The following is a 15,662-nucleotide window of genomic DNA, read 5'->3' as shown; positions in this document are numbered from 1 at the left end:
CTACACCTCCAAAATTTTGTGTTCACCATAAAGAAGTGGTTTCTCATCTGAATAAACAATTTGTTCAACAACTTCTCCTACAAAGATAAAATGATCACCTGTTTCTGTAATTGATACTTTTTTACATTCAATATAAGCTATTGTCCCCTCTACTATAGGAATACCTCGAGAACTTAATTTATAGTTGATATTTTCGAATTTATTTTTATATCTCCCGGAAATTGAACCAAAATGTTCTGCGATACGACGGGCATTTTTCCCCAAAATGCAAATGCCAAAGATTTCTGTCTCTTTTAAAAGTTCAAAACTATACCGAGACTTTCCAATAGAAATTGCCACCATAGGTGGTTTAATGGACACGCGCGTTATCCATGCTACCGTTATACCGTTCATACCCCTTTTTGTATTAACTGTAATAACAGTAGTGGTTGTGTATAACTTTTTCAAGGCATCCATTTTCTCCCACCTTCTCTTATTTTTTATACAGTTTTTGTAATATTTCGATAATATTTTACCACAGGGAATTTAAAAAATAAATTATTTTCTGTAAAATCGTTATACTAAATCATAACATACTATTAAATGATTAAAAAACTTCTTTTTCCTTAGAATTTGTAAAGCTGTTGTGTAATACTGTAAGGAGTTAAATCGATTTTAAAGTAAAAGTTGAAATTATTGTCAAAATACATTTGTATTCCAAGTTTCGTGTAAAATTTTAACTTCAATAGGTATATTTCCTGAAAAAAGTGAAAATAGGCAGATTCTGTATTTACGCCAAAAGTCATTCCAAGATTTTTGAAAGTAAAATGCCACCAATCAAAACTTTCTGTTTTTAAAGTAAAAACAGTGGAAATATCGTATTTATAAACTTTAAACGTTTCAATATGGAAATCAAGAGAAACTTTTATTCCAGAAAATTTATTAAATGCCAGTTTTATATTGGTGGTAAACATAGTTTTTTGAATAGGATACAATGTAGAGGTTATACCAAAAGAGAAAGTTCTGGTAATATTGTAAAAATTTAACCCCAGCGAGAAAGAAAATTCAGCTGGTGAATTCTTAGTTTTCACTGACGAGTAAATGCCAAGTGTCCACTCAGGAGTAATTTCTAATATGTTGCTGCTAAAGCTAAGGGAAGCAGAACCTGAGTTGTTTGAAGAATTATACATAGCTTGAAAAGCAAAAGGCTCATAATTCATCAAGTAAAATCCTTGAATTTGCGTAGAGAGTGATTGGGTGTCATAATTGTATTTTATTGATGGTAATATTCCAAGAATATTATTCATTTTAAGGTCTGAAAATACATACAACCAGCCGAGTCCATAATGCTTTTCATTATCTGAAATTTGAATGTCTGGAATAGGGAGCCATGTTATAGGCTGAATAAATATCGAAAAATGCTTGATAAAATCGTTTTGTGCTTCTTTATGGGGGAATATTTTGTTGTTGAAAACATAGTAGTTATTTTTATATTTTTCCTTGTGCAGGTTATAAGTTGTTTTATATACTGCTGTTCCTTTTCCGTCGAAATAGCTAACGTAAAATATTGTATTGTCCTGTATAACAAAATCCATTATAAGACCTTTTTCTGTGAGTTTGTATAGTTTCTGTGACTTTAAATCGTAATAATATGCGTTCATATAAATGCTATCTTTTCTGGTAAAAACAATCCCGTTGTTCCAGAATTTGATGTAAGCTCCTTTCATTGCATCATCTGGTATCTCATACAAAAATTCTCCTGTATCTTTGTATATTAAGATTCTGTTGTCTGAAGTTAGTAAAGCAATCATATCTTTGCTTGCAGCCATATATCTTACAAATTTGGAGATTTTAATATTCAGTCCGGATATAGTTGTTGTTAATGTTTTGGGGTTGTAATATGATATGTATAATTTTTCCTTTGCAACGGCAAATGATGAAATATATCCTTCAGCTATCAATTTTGCTTTAAAGTCACTACTTGAGACTTTCCAGATTTGATTTAAAATCTTACCAAATCGATTTGTCTTTTTCAAAATATAATAGTTTTTTTCGCTAATTTTGAAATCAATCCATGAAACTTCTTTTTTTGAAAATTCAGTCCCATTTTCAGAAAATTCAACAATGTTTTTAAATACAAAAGGATTATAACTTGATACTGGTCCATATTGCTCTGTAAGTATTATTAGCTTTTCATTTGAACTTTCTATCTTTTTTATCCATCCGTTTTCAAGATAATAAATTAGTTCACCTTGTCCATAGCTTAGTTTTTCTCTGTTAGATTTTAGTGATTTGTACCACTCGTAATACAGTTCCTTTTCGCTTTTTCCAAATATTTCTTTGAAAATTTTGGTTTCATTTATCAGGGGTATTTCACCTGACATTTTTTTATGAAAATCCTTGACTTTATCTAATCCGTATTGATCAACAAGGTATTTATAAAACCCGCCAACGAAGTTATAGTAAAGCAATCCTCTTCGAAAATCATCAGCAGGATCAGAGCTGACATAAACAAGTTCTGGAAAATTATTTATATTGTGCTCATATAATCCGATAGAAAAAATAGGTGAGTTTAACCTCCCTGATTCTGGAGAAAAATTAGATTCTGAAAAAAGAGTAATACCTTCTATAAACGGTGAAAACAGGTTAGGATAGAGAGGTATTCCTGTGATATTACTTAAAAGAGTCATATTTTTACTTTGAAGTGTAAGATGAGCAATGTGCGTGAATTCATGAATTATTAAATATCTGTACCAATCCTCAATAGGGAGTTCTAAATAAAACCAATTTTCTGGTGGCCATACGTAAAGTGTAATAGTTTTATGAATAATAGGATTTGCAATGCCATTTGAAATGGTTCCTTTATCCTCTATAATAAAATGAACTCTTCCTGGATCGTTACCAACCAATTCTATAACCTGTTTTCTGATATTTTCAAAGATATTACCAACTAATATCGCTATATTTTTATACCCTTCAGGATAAAAAATATCAGCGTGAGGAAAAGATATGATTCCACCAAAACCAATGTGCAAAATAAAAAGAACGAAAAACCCTGTGATAAACACATAGCGCATCTTAAATTCCACCTTTCACGTGAATTTACAGGTTTCATAAAGAATTATACTTGAATTTTTTCAGAAAAGACACATAAATGAAAAATAAATCATGTTATAATTATTACGAACCCCCCAGGGGAGGGATAGAATGGCTAAATACGATAAAATTGCAAAGTTTTACGATAAGGCGGAAGGTTTTATAGAAAAAAGGGTATTTTCAAAATATAGAAAAAAATTATTTGAGTATGTAAATGGTTTTGTACTGGAAGTAGGAGTGGGAACGGGAAAGAACTTTCCATACTACCCAGAAGGTGTCAGAGGCTTTGCAATTGACGTGAGTAAGAATATGTTAAAAATCGCGGAAAAGAGGAAGAAAGAATTAAATCTTGAAAATATTGAGTTGCTGGAAATGGATGCTATGGATATCAAATTTGAAAATGATACTTTCGATACAGTGTTTTCCACGTTTGTTTTCTGTACAGTTCCTGATCCAATAAAAGCTTTGAAAGAAGTCAAAAGAGTACTTAAAAGAAATGGAACAGCGGTGTTTCTGGAGCATATGAAAAGCAAAAATATTTTATATAATATACCATTATATCTTATGCAACCTATGACAAAATTATTCCTGGGCACTTCTATGATAAGAGAGACGGAAGATAATATTAGAAGAGCCGGTTTGAATATTATCGAAGTTCAATATTTGTTTAAAGATATAGTTAGATTAATAATTGCCAAAAAGTAAAAGGAGGTCGAAAATCATGTTACCAAAGATTACTGAAAACATGACGTTAAAGGAAATTATGGAAATGGATGACAAGTTGTATCAGGCTATTCAGAAATATGGATTCGATACGTGCTGTACCAAAATGAGTACACTAAAAGATAGTTGTGAGAATAAGGGACTGGATTTGAACAAAGTTTTGGAAGAACTTAATGAAGTAGTTGAAGAAATTAATTATATAGAACAACTGATAAATGAATCTGAAGAATCATGAAATTGTTTAAAATGCAATAATTAGACAGGTAAGAATTTCTAAAAATTTGTTTATTCCTTGAAAAATGGGGTGGGCAAAAATGTGGGCAATAATTGGTGTTTTGCTGGGTGTGGGTTTATGGTTTGTTGTTTCTAAAAAGTTCTTTTCAAGTTCTTGCTGTAGTTCTAAAAAAGATCCCGAGCAACTTCTTGAAGAAAAATTCGCAAGAGGAGAAATAACCGAGGAAGAGTTTTTAAATGAAAGAGAACAGTTACGAAAGGGGGGCGAATCGTTATGAATTTAAAAGAATGGAGAAAAAGTTTGCCAGAAGTTACTGGTGGATTAGTTCGAATGCGTCAAAAAGCCTTAAGCGATGGTGAAATACCTTCGAAGTATAAAATACTGATGGCGCTAACAATGTCAATAGTGGCGAAATGTGAGCCATGTATAAAAGCATATGTGGAAAAATCAAAAAATGCAAACGTTAATGAAAAAGAATTTTTAGAAGCGCTGGAAACTTCCATAATGTTTGCAGGTTGTGTAGGTGAACAATGGGCATTAAAGGCGATGAAATATTGGGAAGATATAAAAATAGAAAAAGATGAAAATTGCTGTTCAACAGATGAATGACACTTGCTTTACTCCTCAACAAAGCAGATCTTGTTAGTCTTGCCAACCTTGAAGTTCCTTCGCACTCCATGCTCAGGACAGGTCTTGTTAACTCTCGCTAATCTCGCCAACCTTGCCAATTTTTGTGCTCATTTTCCTGATAAAACGTTATAATGTTACAATACTTTTTATCTAAATAATTCTGGTAGAATATTAATAAAAGAAGGTGGGTTAATGGATAGAAAAACCTTTTTAGAATTGCTATCAAGACGAGTGTTATTTCTTGATGGAGCGTATGGTACAGAGTTTTTCAGATATGGTATTAAGGAAAAGTTTGTCGAAATGCTTAATATTAGAGCCCCACATATCGTTTATGAGATTCATAAATTTTATGTGAAAGCGGGGGTGGATCTGTTATTAACAAATACTTTTAGTGCAAATAGGATAAAATTGGACTCGTTTAAAGCAGGGGATTTAGTCAAACGAATTAACTTAGAAGCGGTTAAAATTGCAAAAAGAGCCAGTACTTCTGAACAAATTATCGTGGGAAATATTTCTTCAACTGGAATGTTTATAGAACCATTAGGGAATATTTCTTTTGATAAGGCTTACACTATTTTCAAAGAGCAAGCGGGGATTTTGTTAAATGCAGGAGTAGATGCCATTTTAATAGAAACAATTTCCGACTTAAAAGAATTAAAAGCAGCTATTCTTGCTGTGAGAGATATTTCAGAAGAAATTCCATTGATAGCATGTATGACATTTGAAAAAAATGGTGTATCTATAACAGGAACCTCTGTAGAAATATTTGCAACCATTTTAAACGATCTGGATGTGGATGTAGTCGGAATAAACTGTACGCTTGAACCAGAGGAAATGTTATTTGTATTTTCAAAACTTGCAAAATATTCTAAAAAGCCATTATGTGTAAAACCTAACGCCGGGAAACCCATTTTCAAACGCGGAATATTATCTTATAGATTATCACCTGAAAGATTTTCCAGGTATATGGAAGAGTTTGTCAGAATGGGAGCAAATATTGTTGGAGGATGTTGTGGAACAGGACCAGAACATATCAAAGCTATGATTGAAAGAATCGGTTTTACAAAACCCCAAAAAAGAAAGATTTTAGTTGAAGAGTTTTTATCTTCAAGAACAATCCTGAAAAGCACCGAACCTTTTTTGATAATTGGAGAGCGAATAAATGTAAGTGGTAAAAAGAAATTTCAAAATGAAATTAAAGAAATGAATTTTCAAAGAGCTTTAGAGCTTGCAACAAAGCAGGAGCAAGAAGGAGCAACTGCAATAGATGTAAACTTTGGAATTGAATCCATTCTTAGTAAAGAACACTTTGCGAATTTTACAAAAGAATTGGATAAAATATCTACGATTCCCGTGTCTTTTGATATACAAACTTTTGAATTTCTTGAAACAGCTCTTAAAGAATACGTAGGACGCCCATTGATAAACTCGGCATTTTCAAATAGAAAACATCTTGAAAAAAGATTGGAACTGATAAAAAAATACGGTGGACTGCTTGTTGTCCTTTTAATGGATAAGGAAGTTCCAGAATCTGCTGAAGAAAGGCTTAATTTAGCGTTAAGATCAGTAGATATAATTAAGGAACACAGTATAAGTTTGAGTCGTATTTACTTTGATCCTATAGTTTTACCTGCTGGAGCAGGAAACGATTATCATGTAACTCTAAAAACTATCCAACTCCTATCTAAAAAAGGCTTAAAGACAATAATAGGATTATCAAATTTGACTTTTGGAATGAAAAACAGGGAAAGTATGAATGCAGCGTTTCTTGCATTAGCCGTAGAGTATGGCGCAAATGCGGCAATAATGAATCCATCCGAAAATGTTACAATGAGTGTTTTATCTGGGATTTTAATGTTAAATGGTAAAGAGTTAATAGCAGAGGAAATTAAACTTCCCGAAAATTCGTTAGTGTATTACATAGTAAATGGAAAAAAGGAAATGTTAATGGAGTTTGTAAAAAACAAACTTAAAAATACATCTCCTATTGAGATAAGTCAGAACTTTCTTGCTGAAGCCATGAACAAAATTGGTGAGTTATATGCTACAGGTAAAATTTATCTTCCTCAATTGATGCTGGCATCAGAAACTGTGAAACCTGTGTTTGAATATCTTAACTTGTTAATCGAAAAAACAGGTACCCAAAAATTAGGGACGGTGATGCTCGCAACTGTTCAAAATGACATTCACGATATAGGAAAAAATATTGTGGCTACAATCCTTAAAAGCGTTGGTTTTGAGGTAATAGACATTGGTAAAGATGTGCCAGTAGAAGAAATTATAAAACATGTGGTAAAGTTTAAGCCTGATATTCTTGGACTCTCAGCAATGATGACAACAACTGTTGGACATATTAAAGAAATTGTTGAAAAACTAAAAAAGTCTAAAGTGGAGACTTTCGTTATAGCCGGGGGTGCCTCCATGAATGAATTTCTTGCAAGAGAATTTGGTTGCTATTATGCGAAAAATGCAATAGAAGCGGTTAAATTATGTAAAAGTCTTATATCAAAGAAAACTAAACCAAAAGCATAATTTTCCCGGTAATTGCCGAAGGAAAGCTTTCAAAATTTTATAATAAATAACGTATTTGTGTAACTTTGAAATGTTATAATTTTCTTTACCTTTAAGTCTTATAAAAACCAGAGGAGGTGTATTATGCTCGATTTCAAACGCTTAGAAAATCTGTCGCTTCAATGCCGTGGAGATATTTTGAAAATGACTCATGTAGCAAATTCAGGCCACCCTGGTGGTTCTATGTCTTCAATTGATATTCTTGTAACTCTTTATTCATTCGCAAATGTTGATTCAAAGGATCCATGGAAAGAAAATCGAGATAGGATAATAATAAGCCATGGTCATATTTCTCCCGGTGTTTATAGTACGCTTGCTGCTTATGGATTTGTTGACAGAGACGAAGTCATATCCGGTTTCAGACATCCTGCGAGTATATTTGAAGGTCATATTACCAGAGGAATACCAGGCGTAGAATGGACAACGGGGAATCTTGGACAGGGATTGTCTGCAGGTGTTGGAATGGCATTGGCAGGAAAGTTGAAAAATTCCAGTTATCATGTGTACGTTGTTATGAGTGATGGTGAAAGTGCAAAAGGTCAGGTTGCGGAAGCAAGACGAACTGCTCGAAAATATAACTTAGATAACCTTACTGTTATAATTGACTACAATGATATACAAATTAGTGGCCATGCAAAAGACATCATGTATGTTGATTTAAAATCTGAATATGAATCAGCTGGTTGGAAAGTTATAGAAATCGATGGGCACGATCATAAACAAATTTACTCCGCTTTGAACATTGCAAAGAATGATGGAGCTCCTACTGTAATAATTGCTCATACAATAATAGGTAAAGGCGTATCTTTTATGGAGGATAAACCAGATTACCATGGGAAACCATTAAACGCTGAAGAGCTTGAAAAAGCTCTAAAGGAATTAGGTATAGAAAATGATACGAGAAAGTACATAGAAATAAGAGAAAAATTGCCAATAAAAGAACATGAAAATGTCAAGAAATCGTACAAGGTAAGTATAAATACGGGTAAATATAGAATCTACAATGATAAGACTGATAATAGAAGTGCTTTAGGAAGGGCTATTGCTGATCTTGCCGTTATTAATGATAATGTTGTGGCTATTGATTGCGATCTTAAAGGTTCTGTTAAACTCAATTATCTGGATAAAGAAAGGCCTGATAGATTAATTGAAATAGGAGTTCAGGAGCACAATGCGGCAACTCTGGCCGGAGCTTTAAGTGTGGAAGATTTCGTAACATTTTTTGCAGATTTTGGCGTTTTTGGAGTGGATGAAACATTTAATCAGCACAGATTGAATGCGATTAATAACACTAATTTAAAAGTTGTGGTAACTCATTGTGGAATAGACGTGGGCGAAGATGGAAAAACTCATCATGGATTGAATTACTTATCAGCCCCAACTGCCTGGTTTGGATTTAAAGTAATTGTCCCGGCTGACCCAAATCAGACGGATCGCGCTGTAAGGTATGTTGCTAAAGAATATGGAAATTTTGTTATAGCCATGGGGAGAAGTAAAATGGAACCTATCAAAAAGGAAGATGGTTCATTGTTTTTTGATGGAAATTATTCATTCACTTACGGGAAAATGGATGTAATAAGAGATGGGAAAGAAGTAGCCATTTTCACAATGGGATCAGTTGTTCCTCATGCTTTAAACGCAGTAGAAGAATTAAGAAAAGAAGGCGTAGATGTTGCGTTGATAAATGTATCATGTCCTTTAGAACTCGACGAAGAGATACTTACAAGATATGGTAGAGAAAAGATTCTGGTGGTCGAAGATCACAACACATTTAACGGACTGGGAAAATTAATAGCAGCCAAACTTTTTGAGATGAAAGTTTTACCTGATAAATTTCAGAAAATAGGTCTGGATCATTTCCCGGTGTCGGGAAGTTATAAATATTTATTTAAAATATACGGTTTAGATTCAGAAGGAATTAAAAAAGCTGTTAAGAGGTTATTGGAAGATTAAAATCACTTTTTAACAAAAAGGCTCCCGAAATTTTTGGGAGCCTTTTTTGTTGGCGAACAGCTTTTAAGGTTGCATAGCTGTAAATAAAGCCCAACCTGCAATTAATCCAGAAAGTACTGAAAGCACCATGGCAAAGATTGCTAAATTCTTTGAATTATTAAGAGAGTTATTAACATCTTCTACTTTAGTTGAAAGTTCTTTGAGATTTTCAGTGGTGTCTTTCTTTAAAGAATTTACTTCTTCTGAAACTTTTGTAATGTTGTTTTCAAGTGCATCAACTTTTGAAACTTTAGTTTCAAAATCAGCTATTTTATCATTCATTTTTTGTACTTTTGCACTAATTTCTGAAGAGAATGCCTGGAAATCTACCTTTATTTGTGAGATATCCCCGGAGACTGCTGCAATTTTAGTGTCTAATGCGTTCATGCTGGTGGTTAAATATTCTTCCAGGGAAGAAATTTTTTGATCGTATTTAACTATTTTGTCGGAAATGTTTTTAACATTTACTGATAAAGCGTTTATACTCGCAGAATTTGTTTCAACAGAGAGTTTTAAAGTTTTTACTGAGTTTATTTCGCTCAAAATATCGGTTTTAAATACACTAATGTCACCAGAAAGAGTATCAACTCTGGAAATTAATGCGTTGATTTGGGTATTAATAGTTTCAAGTTTTTTCTGGAAAGACTCTTTATCCACTTTTGCGTTAACCATTTGTTTTAATTGTTCCATATCACTCATTAAACTTGAAATATTACCTTTTAAACTCATCATTTCATTACTACTTGAAAGATTTTTTATAGAAGCTTCTAAAGCTGAAAGTCTTTCTAAGATAGATACTATTTTTTCTTCGTTGGACGATAATTTATTTTTTGAAGAAGAAATCTCTATAGACAAGCTCTTTACATCATTTCTAACATTAACCAGTGCTGTTTTTAATTCACTGACATCAGTCGAAAGAATTTGGACAGTATTTTTCATAGCAGATAAATCTTCTATACGATTCATAGCTGTACTCACAAGATCAGAAAGTGTCAAAAATTGTTCCTGCAATTTCCCCACGTTAGCTGCGCCAGATACAGCTTTGTCTATTCTCTCCTGAATATTATTCAATAATCTGTATAATGCCACAGCTACCTGGTATCTTGTCATTGCCTGGTTTCCCTGAAAAGTTCCATCGGGCATACCGCTAACTATTCCAAGTTTACTTAGCTCATTAACTGCATCAAAAGCCCAATGATTCACAGGTACATCTTTAAAAGCGCCAAAAATTGTTACACCAAGTAAAATAATTCCAAAAAGTAATGTTAATACCCTTTTCATCGTTAACACCTCCTAAATGATTTCTACCAATTTTTCTGGTATTTTATAAGCGGGTAATACGAAATCTGCATAACCTTCTTCTACCACAGCCTTTGGCATACCGTATACTACACACGTTTCTTTCGATTCGGCTATTACTTTTCCTTTATAGTATTTTACTTTAAAAGACCCTTTTGTTCCATCTTTTCCCATTCCTGTTAAAATAACAGCAATGGTTTTATCTTTATAAATTTCAGCTACTTTATCCAGTGTAAAATCCACAGCAGGTCTGACATTATTTATTTTATCACTGTTATCCAGATATAAAATACCTTTTTTATCGTGATACCTTACCCCGAGATGAAAGTTCCCAGGAGCCACGTAAACCCAACCTGGCTTTAATTCATCCCCATCCTCTGCTTCTTTAACATTTAAGCTGGAAATTTTGTTCAATCGAGCTGCAAGAGACTTTGTGAATCCAGGTGGCATATGCTGAACAATTATTATTGGCGCAGGAAAATTTTCAGGTAAAGCTGGGACAACCATATCTAAGGATTTAGGTCCACCTGTAGAGGAACCAATAACAACAACATGACTTGTGATTAAACTCTTTATTTTCGTTTTTGATACTACAGTACGTTTTCTGAATAACAATTTGTCAGTGTCTATATTCATTGAGTTTCTAATTTTTTCTATTAAATCGTCTGCAACTTTTCTGAAATTCATTGAAATACTTCCCGCTGGTTTTGTAATAAAATCTACAGCACCTAATTCCAGAGCTGTAATTGTTATATCAGCTCCTTTTTCTGTTAGACTGCTTACCATTATTATTCTCGCAGGCGCTCGCTTCATAATTTCTTTAAGTGCTTCGATACCGTTTAGTTTTGGCATTTCAACGTCAAGTGTAATAACATCGGGCTTATGTTTCATGGCAAGTTCAACGGCTTCAAGTCCATCTTTTGCTATTGCTACGACTTTCATATCTGGTTGTTTTTCTATTACATCTTTCAATATCATTCTCATAAACGCAGAGTCGTCCACTATCATTACTTTGATCGGTTCCGGAGCCATCTTTTCACCTCCAAAAATAGCGCCACCACCGGGAAAAATGCTACAAATGTTAACCCCAGCACTTTTGCGATTTGCAGATTCCATCCAAACAATCCTTTACCAAAAATAACCACTCCAACAACCACTGAAAACATAGCAGACCACAGAACTATTCCTGAGCTAATATCTTTTATTATTTTAACGATAGGATGAAACTCTGCAGAAAAAAAGTCCATAAGATTTTCAATAAGTGTATTGATTAATTCGGCTATAATCACAAAAAAAACTGCAAAAAACAGCCATATAAAATCATTTTCATTTAAAGGTAAAAATAAACTTATTAAAAGTACTGTAAAACCAATAAAAAAATGAATACGAAGGTTTCTCTCTTGAAAAATAGAAGTAACTATTCCTTCTATGGCATGAGAGAAAGAAGACTTTAAATTATTCGAACCCAATTGTACGCGGTATTTTTCTTTCGATTCTTGGTTTATATACTTTTTCTGTGAGAGTCGTTCCATATTTAATCGCCTCTATGTTATTTTCTATATGTGTTGGTTTCATGTTCTCCTTTATAGCTTCAATTACAGAATTAACATCAACCAACGAAGACGCTTTTATAGTCAACCCTAACATAATCATGTTTGCATACATTTCAGTTCCAAATTTTTCATATGAAAGTTTTGAGGCAGGTACCATAATTTTTCTTCTTGTCATTCTGAAAATATCCGGTGGATAACTGCTGATGTAAGTATCATCTACTAAAATTATACCATTATTTCTGACATTTTTGCATTGACTAATCATGGATGGATGTAAAATTACCAATACATCAAAAATTGTGGCTTTTGGAAAATCAATTGGATCACTTGAAATCAAGAGATCACAGTAACTTGGACCACCTCTAACTTGTGCAGTGTAATTCTGCGTTTGAATAACATGTTTGCCAGATTTTACGAGGGCTTTTGCTAAAATAAGCCCTGAGATTAAATTACCCTGACCGCCTATTCCTGCAATTCTTACAGAAAATGGTCTAACCAAATTTTTCATGATTTACACCTCCGACTGAAGCGCGAAAATTCTTCTATATTTTTCATAGAAATCCGGTTTTTGTTCTTTTTTCAACACTCCAATAACTATTTTCCCTTTTAATTCATCTTCAGACATATTCTGTGCTTTCTTTAATGTTACGGTATTCTTTTTGAAATAATCTAAGACTTCCCACGAATTTTTCATATTATTGTATCTTCCATAGTACGTGTGACAATTGGTAAAAACTTCTATTACACTCATACCTCTATGCAATAGACCTTCTTTTATGTAGTTTACAGTTAGAGCGTAATGGTATACAGTTGATCGAGCAACGTATGTGGCACCAGCAGATAGAGCAAGTTGAGCAATATCGAAAGGAGTCTCTACGTTGCCAAATGGCATGGTACTTGCAAAATGCTTTTCTGGGGTGGTTGGGGAATGTTGCCCTCCTGTCATACCGTATATCATGTTGTTAAAAATAATAACTGTAAGATCTATATTTCTTCTGCAAGCGTGAACAAAATGATTACCACCAATTGCTGTTATATCACCATCACCACCCATAACCACTACTTTAAAATCGGGACGTGCAAGTTTCACCCCTGTTGCAAAAGCTATTCCCCTGCCATGAAGTGTGTGAAGTGTATTGAAATCAAGATAACCTGTTACCCTTGATGAGCATCCTATTCCTGAGACAACAGCTACCCTATCTTTTTCTAAATTCAGCTGATCTGCAGCGTCTATAAAAGCTTTCATTATAATTCCATTTCCACAGCCTGGACACCAGACAGTTGGCCACCTGTCTATTCTTAAATAATCTACTAATTTATCCCTTTTCACCCAGTTCACCTCCTAATTTTTCGACAGATATGTTACAGGTTTTAAAGAGAAATTCAGTCAAAGAGTCGGGATAATCCTTTATAAATACAACCCTCTTTATACCAGCATTTATTATTAATCTTGCACAAACAGAGCATGGTTTATGTGTTACATAAATTGTGGCGTTTTCTGTGGAAATCCCAAATCTCGCTGCCTGTACAAGAGCGTTTTGTTCAGCATGGAGAGCGTAACATATTTCCTGGTTGTTTCCAGAAGGGATGTTTAAATCATCGCGAATACAACCTATACTATTACAATGGGGGAATCCAGAAGGTGGTTGATTATACCCTGTGGAAAGAATCCTTTTATCACGAACTATAACAGCTCCTACTTTTCTGTGAATACATGTGGAACGTTCCGCTATCAGCTTTGCTATTTTTGAAAAATATATATCCCACGGTTCCCTTTCGTCATTTACCTGAAGAATTTTGAGGTTTTGTAAATATTCTTCTATATTCAATATTTTCCACCTCTTAAGGAAACTTTCAGTTAAATTTTAATACAAAATGCTATTTTAGCCAAGAGCTTAAATAGAGAATTGTAATCGAAAAATTATCGTTAACCTGAAAACCCTTTAAAAATTTATCCGTTGAACACAAATACGTATTTATAGAATAATAAAATCTTATGATAAAATTATCCCTGCTTATGATAAAATTATTCTACATATATGTTAATGGAAAATGTTGAAAAAGTGTTTTTATGAACATAAAATAAAATCAACAAGTCTAAAGAATGCTTTGGAAAAAGTATAAGCATGAAATTTGAAACACAGCTCACTAAAAAATGAAAGGGTTTGAGAAATGGGTAAGATTCTTGTTTTAAATACCGTTTTTGAACAGCTTCAATGTGCTGTAATTGAATCAGGAAAGTTGGTAGAACTGTTTTTTGAAGAAAATGAAAAGCTTGCAGGAAATATATATCTTGGACGGCTTGACCGGGCTGTTAATGCCCTTGAAGCTGTATTTGTAAACATTGGTGAAAGCAAAAATGGTTTTTTGCGTATGAAAGACATTTCAAAAGCATATCAGGATTTTTTTAAATTGAAAAAATTGACTCCAAAATTAAAATTGCTGGTTCAGGTAAAAAAAGATCCAACGGGAAGTAAAGGTGCTCAGCTTACCACGAACATAAGTTTGGCGGGAAGGTATGTGGTTATATTCCCATTTTCTAATACTAAAGGAGTTTCAAAAAAGATAATCGATGAAGATGAAAGAGAACGTTTGTATAACCTGGCAAATACTTACAGTGAAAAGTACAAATTAGGAATAGTGCTAAGAACAGCTTCAGAGGGAGTTGATGAAACACATATAGAAGACGAGATAATTACACTTGTTGAAACCTGGGAAAGTATACTTAGTACGTTTAAAAGAGCCAGAAAACCCCGATTGCTTTACAGCGAAAAAAGTGCAGCAGATTATATTTTTAAAGAAAAGCTTTCAAGGGATGTAGAACTTATAATAACGAACCTGCCAGAGCATGTTCAAATAATTTCCAGATATATAAAAGGTTACCCAAAACGACCAAAAATAGAGATTATAGATGGAGATACATTCCAGTACGCGGGAATATACGAAAAATCTAAGGAGCTTTTTAGAAGGAGGGTAAATTTACCATCTGGTGGTGAAATTATAATTGACAGGACAGAGGCCCTTACTGTAATAGATGTGAATTCAAAACATTTTGTTTCCGGGGAAAATCAACAGGAAACTGCATTTCGTACAAATCTTGAAGCTGCAGAAGAAATATGCAGACAACTTCGATTGAGAAACATAGGTGGTATAATTATAATCGATTTTATAGATATGACGTCTCAGGAAGCCAAAGAAGCCGTTTTGAATAAAATGAAAGAAGAAACAACAAAAGATAAAAGCAAGATAGAAATTTTAGGATTTACAAAATTGGGTCTTTTGGAGCTTACGCGTAAAAGAACTATACGTTCATTCGATGAACTAACTGGTGTTAAATGTCCATCGTGTAAAGGATACGGTTTCGTTCCATCACCCAAAATTATTATACGAGAGTTGTTCGACAAATTGTCTGAAAAGCCCGAAAATGTGAAAGAAGTTATAATTAAATTGCATCCATCTTTGAAAGAGTACATAAGCAGAAAAGATGTTAAAAAGGCTGTTAACATGGAAGTTCATATACATTTTACGCATTATAATCCTGCATCGTTTGAAATCACCTGGAAAAAATAAAGGGGGAATAAGCT

At 33.4% G+C, this 15,662-nt stretch carries 15 protein-coding genes; 7 read left to right on the top strand and 8 right to left on the bottom strand.

The features are described from left to right. Nucleotides 1-456: a flavin reductase family protein gene (locus tag JYK00_RS07805; RefSeq protein WP_207566351.1), complete on the bottom strand. Its 456-nt coding sequence runs from the start codon at nt 454-456 to the stop codon at nt 1-3. A gap of 149 nt (nt 457-605) precedes the next feature. After that, the gene (locus JYK00_RS07800) at nt 606-3,056 is read right to left on the bottom strand and encodes a hypothetical protein (protein ID WP_207566350.1); all 2,451 of its coding nucleotides are present in this window, start codon (nt 3,054-3,056) and stop codon (nt 606-608) included. A 130-nt stretch (nt 3,057-3,186) separates the two neighbouring features. Between JYK00_RS07800 and JYK00_RS07795 the strand changes: the two genes are divergently transcribed. The 6 genes from JYK00_RS07795 (at nt 3,187) to JYK00_RS07770 (ending at nt 9,187) form a co-directional block, all read left to right on the top strand. After that, complete coding sequence (locus JYK00_RS07795; protein WP_207566349.1) at nt 3,187-3,780, top strand: class I SAM-dependent methyltransferase; 594 nt, start codon at nt 3,187-3,189, stop codon at nt 3,778-3,780. A 16-nt stretch (nt 3,781-3,796) separates the two neighbouring features. Then, nucleotides 3,797-4,033 (top strand): hypothetical protein, encoded by a 237-nt coding sequence (locus JYK00_RS07790; RefSeq protein ID WP_207566348.1) that lies wholly within the window; start codon nt 3,797-3,799, stop codon nt 4,031-4,033. 79 nt (nt 4,034-4,112) lie between these two features. Then, nucleotides 4,113-4,310: an SHOCT domain-containing protein gene (locus JYK00_RS07785; protein ID WP_207566347.1), complete on the top strand. Its 198-nt coding sequence runs from the start codon at nt 4,113-4,115 to the stop codon at nt 4,308-4,310. Beyond that, on the top strand, nt 4,307-4,642 hold the full coding sequence (locus tag JYK00_RS07780; RefSeq protein WP_207566346.1) for a carboxymuconolactone decarboxylase family protein: 336 nt from the start codon (nt 4,307-4,309) through the stop codon (nt 4,640-4,642). Before JYK00_RS07785 ends, JYK00_RS07780 begins: the two co-directional genes overlap by 4 nt. Before the next feature lie 213 nt (nt 4,643-4,855). Continuing rightward, nucleotides 4,856-7,195, top strand: a complete 2,340-nt coding sequence (locus tag JYK00_RS07775) for a homocysteine S-methyltransferase family protein (RefSeq protein ID WP_207566345.1) — start codon at nt 4,856-4,858, stop codon at nt 7,193-7,195. 123 nt (nt 7,196-7,318) lie between these two features. Continuing rightward, nucleotides 7,319-9,187, top strand: coding sequence for a transketolase (locus JYK00_RS07770; RefSeq protein ID WP_207566344.1), 1,869 nt, complete (start codon nt 7,319-7,321; stop codon nt 9,185-9,187). Nucleotides 9,188-9,250: 63 nt separating this feature from the next. On the opposite strand, the gene JYK00_RS07765 is transcribed toward JYK00_RS07770, so the two are convergent. From JYK00_RS07765 to JYK00_RS07740, 6 genes are read right to left on the bottom strand one after another with little or no spacing between them, the layout of a single operon-like run. After that, nucleotides 9,251-10,507 carry an S-layer homology domain-containing protein gene (locus JYK00_RS07765; RefSeq protein WP_207566343.1) on the bottom strand — a complete coding sequence of 419 codons (1,257 nt, stop codon included), beginning with the start codon at nt 10,505-10,507 and terminating at the stop codon, nt 9,251-9,253. A 12-nt stretch (nt 10,508-10,519) separates the two neighbouring features. After that, nucleotides 10,520-11,557 carry a protein-glutamate methylesterase/protein-glutamine glutaminase gene (locus tag JYK00_RS07760; RefSeq protein ID WP_207566342.1) on the bottom strand — a complete coding sequence of 346 codons (1,038 nt, stop codon included), beginning with the start codon at nt 11,555-11,557 and terminating at the stop codon, nt 10,520-10,522. Then, nucleotides 11,533-12,057, bottom strand: coding sequence for a diacylglycerol kinase family protein (locus JYK00_RS07755; RefSeq protein WP_207566341.1), 525 nt, complete (start codon nt 12,055-12,057; stop codon nt 11,533-11,535). The genes JYK00_RS07760 and JYK00_RS07755 overlap by 25 nt, the downstream gene beginning before the upstream one ends. Continuing rightward, entirely contained in the window at nt 11,981-12,586 is a 606-nt protein-coding gene (locus JYK00_RS07750) for a 2-oxoacid:acceptor oxidoreductase family protein (RefSeq protein ID WP_207566340.1), read from the bottom strand. The genes JYK00_RS07755 and JYK00_RS07750 overlap by 77 nt, the downstream gene beginning before the upstream one ends. A gap of 3 nt (nt 12,587-12,589) precedes the next feature. After that, a complete protein-coding gene (locus tag JYK00_RS07745; protein WP_207566339.1) occupies nt 12,590-13,408 on the bottom strand; it encodes a 2-oxoacid:ferredoxin oxidoreductase subunit beta in 819 nt (272 codons plus the stop codon). Continuing rightward, nucleotides 13,395-13,907, bottom strand: coding sequence for a deoxycytidylate deaminase (locus tag JYK00_RS07740; protein WP_207566338.1), 513 nt, complete (start codon nt 13,905-13,907; stop codon nt 13,395-13,397). Before JYK00_RS07740 ends, JYK00_RS07745 begins: the two co-directional genes overlap by 14 nt. A gap of 343 nt (nt 13,908-14,250) precedes the next feature. Here JYK00_RS07740 and JYK00_RS07735 point away from each other — a divergent pair, with 343 nt between their 5' ends. Continuing rightward, nucleotides 14,251-15,648 carry an Rne/Rng family ribonuclease gene (locus JYK00_RS07735; RefSeq protein WP_207566337.1) on the top strand — a complete coding sequence of 466 codons (1,398 nt, stop codon included), beginning with the start codon at nt 14,251-14,253 and terminating at the stop codon, nt 15,646-15,648. The last annotated feature ends 14 nt before the right edge of the window (nt 15,649-15,662 follow it).

The organism is Thermosipho ferrireducens, from assembly GCF_017358165.1.
Classification (GTDB): Bacteria; Thermotogota; Thermotogae; order Thermotogales; family Fervidobacteriaceae; genus Thermosipho_B; species Thermosipho_B ferrireducens.
This window is presented reverse-complemented; position numbering and strand designations above follow the sequence as displayed.